The organism is Mesorhizobium sp. M1406 (assembly GCF_040317555.1).
GTDB lineage: Bacteria > Pseudomonadota > Alphaproteobacteria > Rhizobiales > Rhizobiaceae > Mesorhizobium.
On the sequence record NZ_JAMYKW010000009.1, the window covers coordinates 42,248 to 57,383 of the forward strand.

The following is a 15,136-nucleotide window of genomic DNA, read 5'->3' on the forward strand; positions in this document are numbered from 1 at the left end:
TCACAGGCTGATCAGGACGCTCTTGGTCCTGCGATTGGCAAGATACGAGTCGCGGCCGAGGTCCTTGCCGATGCCGGAGCGCTTGTAGCCGCCGGTCGGCAGGATATGGTCGCGCGAGCGGCTGTAGCGGTTGACCCAGACGGTGCCCGCTTCGAGCTTGCGTGCGAAGCGGATGGTGCGGGAGAGGTCGGTGGTGAACAGACCGGAAGCCAGCCCGTAAGTCGGATGGCTGGCCAGCGCCAGCGCCTCTTCCTCGGTCTCGAAGGTCTGCACGGTCAGGACCGGGCCGAAGATCTCCTCGATGATTGCAGGATTGGCCTGATCGACATTGGCGATCAGCGTCGGCTCGTAGAAATAGCCGGGGCTGTCCATGACGTTGCCACCGGTCAGGCATTCGGCGCCGGCCTCGACCGCGGCCTTGACGATGCTATCGATACGCGCGCGCTGCCGTTCTGAGATGATCGGGGAATATTGTGTCGCCTCGTTCCAGGTCGGGCCGGGCCGCACAGCTTTCATCCGCTCCAGGATGGAGGCCGTCAGCCTGTCGGCGACTCTCTTCTCGACGATCAGGCGTGTGCCGGCCACACAGGCCTGGCCGGCATTGAAGGTGACGCTGCCGGCGATCGCCATTGCCGCCCTGTCGAGATCGGCATCGGCAAAGACGATCTGCGGGCTCTTGCCGCCGAGTTCCAGCGTCATCGGCTTGACGCCGGTGCGGGCGACATTCTCCATGATGGCCGAGCCGGCGCGGCTCGAGCCGGTGAAGGAGATCTTGGCGATGTCGGGATGACCGGTGAGCGCCGTGCCTGTCGTTGGACCGTCACCCAAGACCACGTTGATGAGCCCGACGGGCAGACCGGCCTTAACGGCAAGCTGCGCGATATAGACTGTCGAAAAGGGGGTCATTTCCGAAGGCTTCAGCACAACCGCATTGCCGGCGGCCAGCGCAGGACCGAGCTTCCAGCCGGCCATCGAGACAGGAAAATTCCAGGGCGTGATCGCGCCGACCACGCCATAGGGCTCGCTCATGATCATGCCGAGATTGGCATCGTCGGTGGGCACAAGCTCGCTGCCTTCCTTGTCGGCGAACTCGGCAAAGAAGCGTATCTGCTCGGCGGTTATGGCGATATCGCCGGCGACGAGCTGGCCTACGGGCCGCGTCGAGCACAGCGCCTCGATCCTGGCCAGCGTTTCGGCTTCCGCCTCGATCAGGTCAGCCCAAGCCTGGAGCGCCCTGGTGCGCTCGCGTGGCCGGACGCCGCCCCAGTTGCTGGTCTTCAGCGCCACCTTGGCGCTTTCCACCGTACGGTCGACGACGTCTACGCCAGCCACTGGGCAGGCCGTGTATGACTTGCCATCCGACGGGCGGCGCATTTCGATCCCACCCTCGGCCGGGATCAGTTCCCCACCGATGAAGTGGCCGACGGGGAGGCGGATTGTATTGGGATCGAAGCTCAGGCTCATCGACAACCACTCTGCGGCATCGGCTGGAGCCTAGCGCGTGCTGGCACGCAGCATGCGCTGTTCGGCGATCCGCCGCCGCCGAATGTTGCGTGCCAGGCACGCGAGACGGCAAAATCTTCCGCGCATGCAGGCACCTCACGCGGGTTCCGTTATCCGACCGTCACGTAGATCTTGCGCACCGTTTGGATGGTCTTCCAGATACCGGTGAAGCCGGGCTTCATTACGAAGCTGTCGCCGGCGCGGTAGGTCATCGTCTCGCCGCCATCGGGCGTGATTTCGATCACGCCGGAGAGGATGTGGCAGAACTCGAACGTGTCGCCCTTGATCGAGCGCGTCTCCCCCGGCGTCGCCTCCCAGACGCCGGTACGGACAAGGTCGCCCTTGGCGGCGTCCTGTGCCCAGGTCTTGAAGGCGGGGTCGCCGGCAATTCGTCGTTCGGGCAGCGCCTTGGATTCGCGCGGGGTGAAGTCTGGGTTGGTATCGACGGTCTTGAGTAGGGACAAGGAATGGCCTTTCGGGTTGGATTTCAATAACCGCGCAATCGGTCGACGAGCCCGATGAGATCGAGGCCCGCGCGGTGGCGCCTGATGTTGTCGATAACGGCGGGCGCAGCGGTCGCCGGCTGGGTGACGCTGGCGACATGCGGGGTCAGAATGATCTTCGGATGCGACCAGAAGGGATGGCTCGGGGGCAGCGGTTCGGGATCGGTGACGTCGATCATCGCCGCCGAAAGGTGGCCGCGGTCGAGCGCGGCGAGAAGGGCTTCATGGTCGAGCTGCGGCCCCCGGCCGGTGTGGACGAGCGCTGCGCCCTTGGGCAGCTTCGCAAACAGGCCGGCATTGAGCAAACCGCGCGTGTCTCCCGTCAGCGGCAGCAGGCAGATCAGTATGTCGCTGGCAGCGAGCATCTCCTTCAGTCCAAGCTTTCCATGATGACAGGCCACACCCTCGATCTGCCGCGGCTCGCGGCTCCATCCGGCGAGCGGGAAGCCGAAGGGCTTCAGGCGGTCGAGGACGGCTTGGCCGAGCTGCCCGAGGCCGAGCACGCCGACCCGGCGCGACACGGCCGGGAGCTGCGCGATATCCGCCCATTCGCCGGCGCGCTGCTGCGCCAGATAGGCCGGCAGGTTGCGGTGGAGGGCAAGCACGGCAAGCGTCACATATTCCTGCATCATGCGCACGATGCCTTCCTCGATCATGCGCACGATCTTAACGTTCGCAGGCACCGCATCGAGGCGAAGCTGGTCGACGCCGGCGCCAATCGAAAACAGGATTTCCAGATTCCTATAACGGGCGAGGTTATCCGGCACCGTCCAGCTGATCAGGTAACGCACGGCGTCGGGATCGACCGTTGCGGCATTCATCGTGAAGGGGACGTCCGGCAGTTCTCTCGCGAAGGCATCGGCGAAGATCGTCCCGCGGCGCGCATCGGAATTGAACAGGAATGTCATTCCGCTTTCCCCTTCAAGTCGCGCAACGGGCGCCCAGCACCTCGATCAATCGCTGGCAGACGGCGAGTTCGCTGGTGAAAATGTACTCATCCGGTTTGTGGGCGCGGTCGATGTCGCCGGGGCCGCAGATGATCGCATCGAACCCAGCGGCCTGGTAAAGTCCGGCCTCCGTACCGTAGCTGACGGCGGCAAGCGGCACCTCGCCGGTCAAGGCGTGCAGCAGTCCCGCAAGTGGCGCATCCTGCGGCAGCGACAGCGCCGGATAGGCGCTCATCGGTGTCCACTCGATGCGAAAGCCATCGGCCGCAAGGGCCTCTGCGCGCGCCCTTACAGGCGCCAGCAGGCTTGCCGGGTCGACGCCAGGTATGGCGCGTGCCTCCAGGTCCAGCGTGCAGGTGTCGGGGACGATGTTGACCTGATGTCCGCCAGCCATCACGCCCGCTTGCAGCGAGGAGTAGGGCGGCTCGAAGGCAGGGTCGAACGGACCGTGCGTCAGCCGTTCGGCCTCGTTCACGGCTGCGTTCAGCGCATCGGCCATGGCATGGATGGCGTTGAGCCCGAGGTCGGGTCGGGAGGAATGGCCGGAGCGCCCGTTGACAATCACGCGGGCGGCCGCCTTGCCCTTGTGGCCGCGCACGGCGCGCATACCGCTCGGCTCGCCGACAATGACGCCGAGCGGCTTTGCGCAAAGCTCAGGAAGGCGGGCGATCAAATGCGGCACGCCGCGGCATCCCACCTCCTCGTCGTAAGAAAAGGCGAGGTGAATTGGCCTGGCAAGGCGCAGCCCCACCAGCGCGGGCACGGCGGCGAGTGCCGCGGCAAGAAAGCCCTTCATGTCCGTGGTGCCGCGTCCGTAGAGCCGTTCGCCCTCCCGGCGTAGCGCGAAAGGGCTCGAACTCCATTGCGGCTCACTGGCGGGGACGACGTCCATATGGCCGGACAGTATGTAGCCCGGGACATCGGCAGGGCCGATCGTTGCGAAAAGATTGGAACGATCGCCTTCCGGACCTGGAAGCACGGTGACCCGGGTTCCGTGTTCCGCGAGATAGGTCTCGATCCAGCCGGCGATATCGCCGTTCGGTCTGCCGGCGACCGATGGAAAGGCGACGAGACGATCGAGGATGTCGAAGACGTCCATTCCAGCCCTCAAAACATTTCGGGTTCGCCGGATCGGTGCCGTCGACCATATGCTGCTAGATTTCCAGAGAGAGTGTGCGCGTTCTTTCGCGATTGCGTGCCGAAGGCGGAAGTGTTTCAGTTGAATCTTGCGTTGCTGGGCGGCATTCGAGCAATTCGTACTGGTCTGCTCGATTAGCGTTGTCGGGCAGAGGGTGGCCATCCGTGCGTGGCGCTTTAGTGCGGAAATCTTTCAGGGGCATGGACTTGAAGCCTTCCGAGAGCTTGAAAATCGATACTTTCTCGATGCGCATCGACGACATCGAAGGCGTCGATCTTGACCGGTTGCACGCACTCTCACTCTCCGTGGGATGGCCGCATCGCGCCGAGGATTGGCAATTCCTGCGCCAATCGGGAGAGGGGTTCGTGGCGCTCGACGAGATCGGCCGGGTTCTTGGCTCGGCCATGTGGTTCGCGCATGGCACGGATTTCGCAACCGTGGGCATGGTCATCACCTCGCCGCGGCTCCAGACGCTGGGTGCGGGGCAATGGCTGATGAAGCGGGTCTTCGACAGGGTAGCCGGCCGCGACTTGCGCCTCAATGCGACCAGGGCGGCAAGGCGGCTCTATCTCTCGCTCGACTTCCAGCCGGAGAAGACTGTCTATCAATGCCAGGGCATCGCCCGCCTGGAGACGACGGGTAGCCCGGGAGACATACGCGATGTCAGGACCTTGGGCGCAGGGGATATTCCAGCAGCTATCGCACTCGACGCGGCAGGATTTGGCGTGAGGCGGGCGGCACTCATCGAAAGGCTTTTCACGCACTCGGCCGGTTATGGTCTTTTCAAAGATGACAAGCTGAACGCGTTCGCGCTCTGTCGACCGTTCGGGCGGGGCCACGTCGTGGGGCCGGTCGTGGCGGAAAGCGACGCCGAGGCGGTAGCGGTTGTCCAGCCACACGTGGCCGACCATTCGGGGTCTTTCCTGCGGATCGACACCCACATGGACAATGGCGAGTTCGCCGCCTTTCTGTCGCACAGCGGAATGCCGGTTTTCGACACGGTGCTGACCATGTCGATGGGCAAACGCTTCGCCGATTTTTTCGTCGGCGGCGCAGCCACACCGATGACCTACGCCCTCGCCAGTCAGACTCTCGGGTAGTAGTCCAGTACGCAGCCAGGCGCAGCTGTCCACGCCCTTGCAGGCACTCTTGTGGCGCTAAGAGAAGTACGGTTTCTGCAGCTATGCTGGACCGAACGCATGAGACCAAAGCGGATTGTCACAGCCTTCGGAGTTACCCAAGGCAGGCGCGCATCAATGTGGCGCATATCTAGTCAAGTTTGGACGATGAAAGCGTCGCGAAACCATACGGAACGATACGGGAAGACTTCTGATTCTGGCCCACGAAAAACTCAATGAAATCAACAGTTTTCGTACGTCCTCCGGGCCCACCCAGAACGACAAGCGTTTGAATTATTTATCTTTTTTACTTGCCTTGCCTTTGCATTTTGGACTCGCACCCCTTCGGGTCTCTTCGAAAATCGAAAATTCCACAACATGAGAGTGGTGGGAGCTTCGTGATAGATACCAGTCTCAAGAGCCATGAAAGACTGAAGGGGGACCGCCCAGGCACTCCGGATCCAGTAGTTAGCGGGTGGCTTAGATCGTTTGGCGTCGCAACGACAGTGATTGAACTCGCGGGCAAATGATCAGACGCAGCCCTCCTGTCCGTGCGAGCGAATCGAGAGCAGAGGCGTTTCAAAGTCGCGCAATATGCCGTCTGGAACGCTGCCGGGGCTAGGGGATCCGAAAATCGCCGATGCTTGGCGGCCGCCGCTGTTGCGAAGCTCCAGGTCGTGCCAATGATGCGAGCGGCGTGACATGGCGAGCGATCATGACTCGATGCCACGCGCCTTGATGGTTGGCATCAACACCCGACTTATCTCGATCGAAGTCGCCGAGGGATCAAAATGGGGGATGGAAGACCTCCTCGAACTCAAATGCCAGCGTTCGCAGCAGCGGGCCGCAATGATGGCGCAAGCGCGCCGTGGTTCAGTGAGCGGGTGCGTAGGCTGAGTCCGCAACTCAATTGCTATCCGAGCAGCAGAAGGATTCAACCGCGCAAGGTCGGTGATGCGCACGGTCAGAGGTGTATCATTCGCGGTTCGCAGGTGCCACACGCACACTGCCATCGAGACGGCAGCTGGCATCCTGTCTTCTACGTGTAAAGTCGCGTATCTGCGATCTGGAACAGATTGTTACCTTGACCCACTTTTGGAAAACTCAGGCCGGAAACAGGAACGCGGCGGCCGGATCGAAAAACACGTGCCGATGACGTTGCGTTGCGTCGTGCGATTGCATGGCGGTCGACGTCGGCCTGATGTCGACTTCCTGTCCGTTGGCGGTGCGCGCGACGATGCGCCGGCGCTCGCCATAGAATGCGACATCGACGATCTCGACATTGAGTTCCGCACTCATCGGCTTTCGCCTCATGCCGAACGCCTCCGGCCGGATCATCAGTCGGGTTTTTTGACCCTTGTCGAAAGCGCGGTTGACGCTGACGCCGGAGACGACCGAACCGTCTGCGAGCCGGATCGTTGCCGCTCCATCGATGGTTTCGAGATGTTCGGCGGCCAAAAAGTTCGAATTGCCTATGAAGCCGGCGACGAAGTCGGTCGCGGGCCTGAGATAGAGGTCCTCGCCGGTGCCGGTCTGCTCGATGCGACCGTCTTTGAACAGGGCGATACGGTCCGACAGATGCAGCGCCTCTTCCTGGTCATGGGTGACGTAGAGGATGGTGACGCCGGTCTCGCGGTGGATGCGGCGGATCTCGGCCTGTATCTCCTCGCGCAGCTTCTTGTCGAGCGCCGAAAGCGGCTCATCCATCAACAGGATCGGCGGATCGTAGGCCAGCGCCCGCGCCAGCGCGACGCGCTGCTGCTGGCCGCCTGACAGCGCGCCGGGCAATCGCGCGGCGAAGCTCTCCAGCCGCACCAGCGCCAGCATGTCGGCGACCTTCTTCTTCACCTCGGCATCAGGCCGGCGGCGAACCCGCAGCGGGAAGGCGATGTTTTCGGCCACTGTCAGATGCGGAAACAGCGTGTAGCGCTGGAACACCATGCCGATGTTGCGCTTGTGCGACGGCACTGCGAGCAGCGACTTGCCTTCCAGCTGTACGTCGCCGGAGCTCGGGTCCTGGAAGCCAGCAATGGCATAGAGCGTGGTCGATTTTCCCGAGCCCGACGGTCCGAGAAAGGTCAGGAATTCGCCCCTGGGTATCTCGAGGGTGACGTCATGCACCGCGGTGAACGCGCCGAACGCCTTGCGCAATTTGCGGATGGAAAGGAAGGGCTGGGTCATGTCTGGAACTTTCGGCGCAGCAGTGCCGTCACCACCATCAAGGCAAGTGTCAGACCGACGAGCAGGCTGGAGGCGGCGGCGACGACTGGGCTCAAATCCGACCGCAGACTGCCCCAGATCTTGACCGGCAAGGTCTGCAAGGTCGGGCTGGCCATGAAGATGGCGACGACGACTTCATCCCAGGAGGCGAGGAAGGCAAAGATGGCGGCGGAAAAGATCCCGATCCGGATTGACGGCAAGGTGATCCGGAGCTTTGCCTCGAGCGGGCTGGCGCCGCAGACGATCGCTGCGTCCTCGATCGACTTGTCGAAGCCTTCCAGCGCTGTGGCGATCGGGATGATGGCGAAGGGCAGCGCCAGCACCGTGTGGGCGATGACGAAGCCGATCGTGGTGCCGCCAAGGCCAAGGCGCAAAAAGAAGGCGTAGATGGCGATGGCGAAGACCACGACCGGCAGGACCATCGGCGTCAGCAGCAGGCCGCGCAGGATTTCACGGCCCCGAAACTGGCCGCGAACCAGCGCAAAGGAGGCGAGCAGGCCGATTGCCACGGCGAGGATCGCCGTCATGGTGGCGATGCGGGCGCTGGTCAGCGCCGCCTCCAGCCAGGCCGGATCGGCAAACAGTTCCTGGTACCATTTCAGCGTCCAGCCGGGTGGCGGAAACGCCAGCCAGCGCGACGATCCGAACGACAGCAGAACGATAAAGACCACCGGCAGGAGCAGGAAGCCGGCGACCAGTACCGTGAAGCCGAGCAGCGCAATTTTCAGCCAACCCATGCGGTCATAGTCGAGCAGCATCTCAGACGCCTCCCGTCACGCGCCGGGCGCCGACGAGGCGCAGCTGCAGCGCGTAGAGCGCCATGGTGACGACAAGCAGGATGAAGGCGGCGGCGCTGCCGAGCCCCCAATTGAGCAGCGACTGGATCATCTGCGCAATCATTTCGGCCAGCATCATGTTCGACGTGCCGCCGAGCAGCGCCGGCGTGACGAAATAGCCAAGCGACATGACGAACACCATCAGCCCGCCGGCGGCGATGCCGGGCAGCGACAGCGGCAAAAGGATGCGGCGGAAGGCCTGGAAGGGGCTGGCGCCGCACAATGCTGCGGCACGCAGCGTCATCGGGTCGATCGCCCGCAAGGTGCCGACCAACGGCAGGATCATGAACGGCAGCATGATGTAGACCATGCCGATGGTGACGCCGGTGAGATTGTTGATGAGCGGCAGCGGCTGGTCGATGATCCCGGTGGCGATCAGCGTCCGGTTGATGACGCCGGTGCGCTGCAGCAGCACCATCCAGGCATAGGTGCGGGTGAGCAGATTGGTCCACATCGACAGGATGATGACGCCGAAGACGATCGAGGCCAGCGCCGAGGGCATGATCGCCAGCATCCAGGCGACCGGAAAGGCGACGAGGACGGTGACGATAGTGACCACCGAAGCGACCAGGAAGGTGTTGAAGAATACCCGCGCATAGGTGCTGTCGCCAAGCAGGGCCGCGTAGTTCTGCAAGCCGGGCTCGGGTTCCGTGACGCTGCGCAAAAGCAGGGCCAGAACCGGCACGACGAAGAACAGCACGATCAGGACCAGCGCCGGCAGCAGCCCATTGAGGCCTGCCGGCATCCGAAACGTTGGTAAGCTCTGGCGTGTTTCGACCGACATTGCAGCGGACCCGGGCTACGGAACGAGACGGCGCAGACCGTCTCGTTCCTTGCTGTTCAAGGAGCGGGCTTACTTCGCTTGCCAGGCATACCAGCGTGCGGCGATGGTGTCGCGATTCTGCGCCCAATAGTCCATGTCGAGGTTGATCTGCCCGTCGACATGAGCATCCGGCAGCGCCTTCACCACATCGGCCGGCATCTCGGCCTTGGCCTTGGTGTTTACAGGCGCATAGCCACTGGCTTCGGCAAACTTCGCCTGGCCAGTGGGACTGCTTGCCGCAGCTAGAAACTTCATCGCGGCGTCCTTGTTCTTGGCGCCCTTCGGCACCACCAGGACATCGGCCGCGGTCAGATTCTGGTTCCAGGAGACGCCGACATTGGCGCCATCCTTCTCCAGTGCAAAGACGCGGCCGTTCCACAGCTGGCCGAACGTCGCTTCGCCGGAGGCGATCAACTGTTGCGACTCCGCGCCGCCGCCCCACCAGACGATGTCCGACTTGATGGTGTCGAGCTTCTTGAAGGCGCGGTCGAGATCGAGCGGATAGAGCTTGTCGGCGGGAACGCCGTCAGCGAGCAGCGCGATCTCGATGACGCCGGGCGCCGACCATTTGTAAAAGGTGCGCTTGCCCGGGAATTTCTTGGTGTCGAACATGTCGGCCCAGCCGGCCGGGTCGCCCGAAACGGCGCCCTTGTTCCAGGCGAGCACGAAGGAATAGTAGAAGCTGCCGACGGCGTGTTCGGTGGTGAAGCGCGGATCGAGGTCGGCCTTCGGCACGGCGGTGAAATCGATCGGCTCGAGCAGGCCGTCCTTGGCCGCCTTGATGGCGAAATCCATTTCGACGTCGACGACATCCCAGTTGACGCTGCCGGCGTCGACCATGGCCTTCAGCTTGCCGTAGTCGGTCGGGCCGTCCTGCATGACCTTGATGCCGGATGCGGCCGCGAACGGTTCGGCCCAGGTTTTGGTCTGCGCTTCCTGGGTCGTCCCGCCCCAGGACGTGAACACCATGTCCTCGGCCTGTGCGGCCGTCGTTGCCAGAACTGTCGTTGCCAGAAATCCGGCCAGAATGCCGGTGATGATCAGTTTCATGTCGTTCTCCTCTGTTTGTTTTGGTTCTTTTCTGTTTGCGACCGGCGTTTTCGCCTTGATCGCGTTTCCCCGGCCAGCGGCGGCTACCGCATGACGAAAGGATCGGGAATCGGGTCGTCCGAGGTGCGTATCCACACCGACTTCGAACGCGTGTAGTCGCGGATCGCGTCCATGCCACCCTCGCGGCCGAGCCCTGACTGGCCATAGCCGCCGAACGGGACCAGCGGCGAGACGGCGCGGTAGGTGTTGACCCAGACCACGCCGGCATGGATGCCGCGCGCCATGCGGTGGGCTTTCGCGAGATTGGTGGTGAAGACGCCGGACGCCAGGCCGAACGGCGTGTCGTTGGCAAGCGCCAGAGCTTCGACTTCCGTATCGAAGGCGAGTACGCTGAGCACGGGGCCGAACAGCTCCTCGCGCACGCAGGGCAGGCCGGTATTATCATTAGCATCGATGATCGTCGGTGCGTAATAGAGGCCACCGTCGTGGCCGGCGGGCCGTTCGCCGCCGGTGACCAGTCGCCCACCTCCGGCAAGGCTTGCCGCAACAATCTTCTCGATCCAGTCGCGCTGCCGCGAGGTGGCCAGCGGCCCCATTTCGGTCTCGGGGTCCTGCGGATCGCCGATCCGGATCGCTTCTGCCTTGTGCCTGAGCCGGGCGAGGAATTCATCCTTCACCGAACGCTCGACCAGCAAGCGCGAGCCGGCGACGCAGCTCTGGCCGGTGGCGGCGAAAATGCCGGCGACAACAGCGTTGGCGGCGCTGTCCAGATCGGCATCGGCGAACACCACGACCGGGCTTTTGCCGCCAAGCTCAAGCGTCGTGAAGGCGAGATTTTCCGCCGTGTTCCTCACGATCTGCCGGGCCGTTGCCGGACCACCGGTGAAGGCGACGCGGGCGACGAGCGGATGGCTGGTCAGGCGGTGACCGCAATCATGGCCGAAGCCGGTCAGGATGTTGACGCTGCCCGCGGGAAAGCCGGCCTCATGGACGAGTTCGGCAAAGGCCAGCAGCGGGGCGGGGCCGTCCTCGGACGCCTTGAGGACGACGGTGCAGCCGGCGGCCAGCGCCGGTCCGAGCTTGACGGCGGACAGGAAGAGTTGCGAATTCCAGGGCACGACGGCCGCGACGACGCCGATCGGCTCGGGCCGGATCGTCACCTCCATATCCGCTTTGTCGATCGGGACGAACGAGCCTTCGTGCTTGTCGGCCAGCCCGCCATAATAGCGGTAGTAGTCGCCGACATAGGCGATCTGGGCGCGGGTCTCGCGGATGATCTTGCCGGTGTCGCGCGTCTCGAGTTCCGCCAGCCGATCGGCATTAGCGGCGACGAGATCGCCGAGCCGCACCAGGAGCTTGCCACGCGTGGTCGCCGTCATCGCTGCCCACGCGCCGGAGCGCAGCGCTCGATGAGCGGCATCGACGGCGCGGTCGACATCATCAGACGATGCGGCGGGCATTCTTGCCCATGCCGTGCCGGTCGACGGGTCGATGCTGTCGAAGGTCGCGGCCGCCTCCTCGAAGCTGCCGTCAATGTAGTTCCTGAATTGAGCGGTGCTCATCGCAATCCCGCTTTCGGTCCGGAAAATGCCGGCATCACCCTGTCGATGAAGAGCTGCAGCGATTTCTTCTTGCGCGTATGGGAAAGGCCGCTGTCGATCCAGATCGAATACTGATCGTAGCCGAGCGCCTCGTAGGCCTTCAGTCTGGCTATCACCTCGTCGGCTTCGCCGATGACCAGGTTCTGCCTGATCTTGTCGGGCGCATATTGCGGCATGGCCGCGATTTCGTCCTCGCTCAGCGCTTCCAATATGCCCTGGCGCACCGGCTTCTTGTTCTGGAACCACGCGCCGAACTGGCAGTAGAACAGCGACAGATCCTTCGTCAGCTGCCCGGCATCGGCGGCATCCTCGGCAACGAATGTGTGCATCAGCAGCATGATGTCGGGGCGGGCCATGTCGGGATGCGCGGCGCACGCCGCGTTGAAACGCTCCATCAGGCTGGTTACTTCACCGTCGCCCGAGGCGAGCGGCGTTACCTGGACGTTGCAACCGTTGGAGACCGCGAAGTCGTGCGAGTTCGGATCGCGCGCGGCCACCCAGATCGGCGGGTGCGGCTTTTGGACCGGCTTGGGCGACGATGTGGTGGAGGGAAACGACCAGAACTCGCCGGACATTTCGAAATCGCCTTCCCACAGGCCCTTGATGGCAGGGATGATCTCGCGCATGCGCTGGCCGGCGCCCCAGGCGTCGAGCCCCGGGAACAAGCGTTGGTATTCGTAAGCGTAGGCGCCGCGCGCAATGCCGATGTCGAGCCGCCCGCCGGTGATGACGTCGGTCATGGCCGCTTCGCCGGCGAGCTTGATTGGATGCCAGAACGGCGCGATGACGGTTCCGGTGCCCAGCCGGATCCGCTTCGTCCTGGCGCCGAGCCAGGCGATGTTGATGAACGGGTTGGGCGAGATGGTGAATTCCATCCCGTGATGCTCGCCGATCCAGGCCGTCTCAAAACCTGCCTCTTCGGCCTGCAGCACCAGCTCTTCCAGGTCGCCGACGAGCTCGGAATGCGGCTTTGCCAGATCCGAGCGCTCCATATGGACGAAAAGCGAGAATTTCATCAGCGTCACCCGCGACCGGACAGAAGAACTGGCGAGGGCTTGGCGAGCGGCCGAACTTCGCCTTCGACCTCGTTGCCGACATAGACGCCGAATGCATCCTCCGTGCGTTCGCGAACATAGCGGCCAAGCATTGAGCGCACCGCCGGATCGGCGATCCTGAGATCGGTTATCTGCTCCATCTCGACAAGCCTGATCCGACGATCGTCGGAACAGGGGCCGTCGACCGTTCCGCGATAATAGACATGTGTGCGCGATGGAGCTGATACATCGTCCCAGACGGCGAACAGGAAGCCGAGCTGCGCGTCGATGGCCTTGGAGGCAAGACGCCCCTTCAGACTACGCGCATCGCTCGGCGTGCCCAGTCCGCGCCCGGCCGGCAATTCGTGGAAGCCGTCGGATGTTTCGAAGAACAGCACACGGCCGTCATTCTCGAGAATGGCGCCGACTTCCGTATCGGGCGGCGCCGCGGCCAGCGCTTCCTGGCTGAGGCCTGGTGTCACATAGGTGCCCCGGCAATAGCCGAGCGGCTGTGCGCCGTTGTGACTGAAGTCGCGAACGCGGCCGATCAGGATCGAGTGATCGCCGGCGTCGACCAGTTGCTGCATGGCGCAATCGAAGACCGCGACGGAACCCTCGATCAGCGGATTGCCGGTCTGGCCGGGTTGCCAGGCCACGCTCGCGAACTTGTCCGCGGCCTTGGAGGCAAAGATGCCGGAGTGCGCTTTCTGACTTTCCGACAGGATGTTGATCGCGAAGCCTTTCGATGTCGAGAAGGCGCTGTGTCCCAGCGCCTTCTTAGCGATGCAGATAAGCACCAGCGGCGGTTCGAGCGAGACCGAGGTGAAGGAGTTGGCGGTGAAGCCGCGCGGCTCGCCTTCCGCACTGACCGTGGTGACGATGGTGACGCCGGTCAGGAAGGAGCCGAGCGCGCGCCGGAATTCGCCGCTGTCGAAGGTGGCATCGGCCAGCGGTGCCGCAGCTTCGACGTCGAGAAAGGTGCTGATGTGTTGAGTCACTTTTCCGGGGGAAGCTATCGCCATCATGTGCCTTTCTTCGCTGAGCACCAAGCATTGGCCGTGCGGCGCGAGCCTTGCCATCGCCGCCGACATGGCCGGAGTCGAATTGCTGTCGTCAGACCCGGTCATGAACAGGGCCGGTACGGCCAGCCCGGCCAGAGTAGCGGCATGCTCGGCATCGGCATGGGCAAAAAGGCGATAAGTGCGCGCGTAGCCTTCTGGGTCGACGCCTTCAAGAGCCGCGCGAGCTGTTGCCGCCGCACCCGCCAGGCTTTCCGGCAGCGGGTCGCCGAACCAGCGGGCCAGCGTTGCCGCGATGGCGGAAGCATCGCCCTGTGAGCCCAGCGCCGCCGCTCGCTCGCGCACGGACCGCGCCAGGGCGCCGGGGCGGCGGAAGACCGCGTTGAGGCAGACGATGGAGCGCACGCGCGAGGGCGCGCGAAGGGCGATTTCGAGGGCGACCAGCGCGCCCATCGAATGGCCGACGATCGACACCGAGGCGAGACCGAGATGGTCGAGCAGGCGCAGCGCTTGGTCGGCGAAATCCGACAGGGTGGCATTTTCCGGCGGCAGCGGCGAGTTGCCGTGGCCGAGCATGTCGATGGCGATCAGGTCGTAGCGGTCTTGCATCGACGCCATCTGATCGCGCCAGATCGCCGCGTTCATGCCGACGCCGTGGATGAGCAGAACCGGCGCGCCGGAGCCGGCGCGGATGAAGCCGGTGCCGTCCGGAGCCTTGTCCCGGATCCATGCGGGGGCGGCGGCATCAGCCATGCAGGTCTCCCACCTCCTTGATGTCCTGATAGCGGTCGCCGATGCGGTGATGCGGGCGGCCGCCGATCGAAGCGCCAAGCGCCACCACAAGCTCGTCGGGAGCGGGGGCGTCGCCGATCTGGAAATGCACGGTCAGATAGTGCGAGCGGCGGCCTTCGTCGTTCTTGTCCATCAGCGGGATCATGATCGGCGCGTTCGGCCCGCCGCGCAGATTGGTGAAGGCGAGATAGGTCTTGGCGCCGACCGCGCGACGGTAGTGGTTGCCGAAATGCAGCGTATGGATCAGCGCCGATGCATGCTCGATCTCGCCCGCCGTGCCGCAGATGGCGGCTTTGCCGTAGCCTTCGATCGCCTCGCCCGAACCGGCGACGGCGATGATCTCGCGCGTCAGCAGTTCGCCGAGGACGGGAGCGACGGCGCGGATCTCCGGTGACAGATCCTCGGTGAAACCACGGCCGGCCCAGGGGTTCGTCAGCACCGCGGCGACGCCGATCAGGCGCAGCGGCTGGGGTGCGGCCTTGCCGCCTTCGATCAGCGTGTTCTCGATGTAGGTGACGATCTTTCGAATGGCCGGTTTCATCAAAATCCTCG

At 63.8% G+C, this 15,136-nt stretch carries 14 protein-coding genes; 1 reads left to right on the top strand and 13 read right to left on the bottom strand.

The genetic code is table 11. The annotated features are described in order from the left end of the window. The 5 genes from NKH03_RS10845 to NKH03_RS10865 all read right to left on the bottom strand — a co-directional run bounded on the left by NKH03_RS10845 (position 1) and on the right by NKH03_RS10865 (position 4,344). Positions 1 to 1,464, bottom strand: a complete 1,464-nt coding sequence (locus NKH03_RS10845; protein WP_352968367.1) for an aldehyde dehydrogenase family protein — start codon at positions 1,462 to 1,464, stop codon at positions 1 to 3. Positions 1,465 to 1,613: 149 nt separating this feature from the next. Beyond that, positions 1,614 to 1,967 (bottom strand): cupin domain-containing protein, encoded by a 354-nt coding sequence (locus tag NKH03_RS10850; protein WP_352863599.1) that lies wholly within the window; start codon positions 1,965 to 1,967, stop codon positions 1,614 to 1,616. A 23-nt stretch (positions 1,968 to 1,990) separates the two neighbouring features. Further along, a complete protein-coding gene (locus NKH03_RS10855; RefSeq protein WP_352968368.1) occupies positions 1,991 to 2,914 on the bottom strand; it encodes a 2-hydroxyacid dehydrogenase in 924 nt (307 codons plus the stop codon). Between the two features lie 13 nt (positions 2,915 to 2,927). Beyond that, positions 2,928 to 4,052 (bottom strand): acetylornithine deacetylase, encoded by a 1,125-nt coding sequence (argE, locus tag NKH03_RS10860; protein ID WP_352968369.1) that lies wholly within the window; start codon positions 4,050 to 4,052, stop codon positions 2,928 to 2,930. A 55-nt stretch (positions 4,053 to 4,107) separates the two neighbouring features. Then, positions 4,108 to 4,344 (bottom strand): hypothetical protein, encoded by a 237-nt coding sequence (locus NKH03_RS10865; protein WP_352968449.1) that lies wholly within the window; start codon positions 4,342 to 4,344, stop codon positions 4,108 to 4,110. On the opposite strand from NKH03_RS10865, the gene NKH03_RS10870 reads away from it, so the two are divergent. Continuing rightward, on the top strand, positions 4,292 to 5,191 hold the full coding sequence (locus NKH03_RS10870; protein ID WP_352968370.1) for a GNAT family N-acetyltransferase: 900 nt from the start codon (positions 4,292 to 4,294) through the stop codon (positions 5,189 to 5,191). The genes NKH03_RS10865 and NKH03_RS10870 overlap by 53 nt on opposite strands. Before the next feature lie 1,122 nt (positions 5,192 to 6,313). On the opposite strand, the gene NKH03_RS10875 is transcribed toward NKH03_RS10870, so the two are convergent. The 8 genes from NKH03_RS10875 to NKH03_RS10910 all read right to left on the bottom strand — a co-directional run bounded on the left by NKH03_RS10875 (position 6,314) and on the right by NKH03_RS10910 (position 15,125). Then, on the bottom strand, positions 6,314 to 7,390 hold the full coding sequence (locus NKH03_RS10875) for an ABC transporter ATP-binding protein (protein ID WP_352863590.1): 1,077 nt from the start codon (positions 7,388 to 7,390) through the stop codon (positions 6,314 to 6,316). Continuing rightward, entirely contained in the window at positions 7,387 to 8,187 is an 801-nt protein-coding gene (locus NKH03_RS10880) for an ABC transporter permease (protein WP_352863589.1), read from the bottom strand. The genes NKH03_RS10875 and NKH03_RS10880 overlap by 4 nt, the downstream gene beginning before the upstream one ends. Position 8,188: 1 nt before the next feature. After that, complete coding sequence (locus NKH03_RS10885) at positions 8,189 to 9,010, bottom strand: ABC transporter permease (RefSeq protein ID WP_352968371.1); 822 nt, start codon at positions 9,008 to 9,010, stop codon at positions 8,189 to 8,191. Positions 9,011 to 9,118: 108 nt separating this feature from the next. Next, complete coding sequence (locus tag NKH03_RS10890) at positions 9,119 to 10,138, bottom strand: ABC transporter substrate-binding protein (protein WP_352968372.1); 1,020 nt, start codon at positions 10,136 to 10,138, stop codon at positions 9,119 to 9,121. Positions 10,139 to 10,221: 83 nt separating this feature from the next. After that, positions 10,222 to 11,700, bottom strand: a complete 1,479-nt coding sequence (locus NKH03_RS10895) for an aldehyde dehydrogenase (protein ID WP_352968373.1) — start codon at positions 11,698 to 11,700, stop codon at positions 10,222 to 10,224. Beyond that, a complete protein-coding gene (locus NKH03_RS10900; RefSeq protein ID WP_352968374.1) occupies positions 11,697 to 12,755 on the bottom strand; it encodes an LLM class flavin-dependent oxidoreductase in 1,059 nt (352 codons plus the stop codon). Before NKH03_RS10900 ends, NKH03_RS10895 begins: the two co-directional genes overlap by 4 nt. 5 nt (positions 12,756 to 12,760) lie before the next feature. Continuing rightward, positions 12,761 to 14,545 (bottom strand): alpha/beta fold hydrolase, encoded by a 1,785-nt coding sequence (locus tag NKH03_RS10905; protein WP_352968375.1) that lies wholly within the window; start codon positions 14,543 to 14,545, stop codon positions 12,761 to 12,763. Next, the gene (locus NKH03_RS10910; RefSeq protein WP_352968376.1) at positions 14,538 to 15,125 is read right to left on the bottom strand and encodes an amino acid synthesis family protein; all 588 of its coding nucleotides are present in this window, start codon (positions 15,123 to 15,125) and stop codon (positions 14,538 to 14,540) included. Before NKH03_RS10910 ends, NKH03_RS10905 begins: the two co-directional genes overlap by 8 nt. Positions 15,126 to 15,136: the final 11 nt, after the last annotated feature.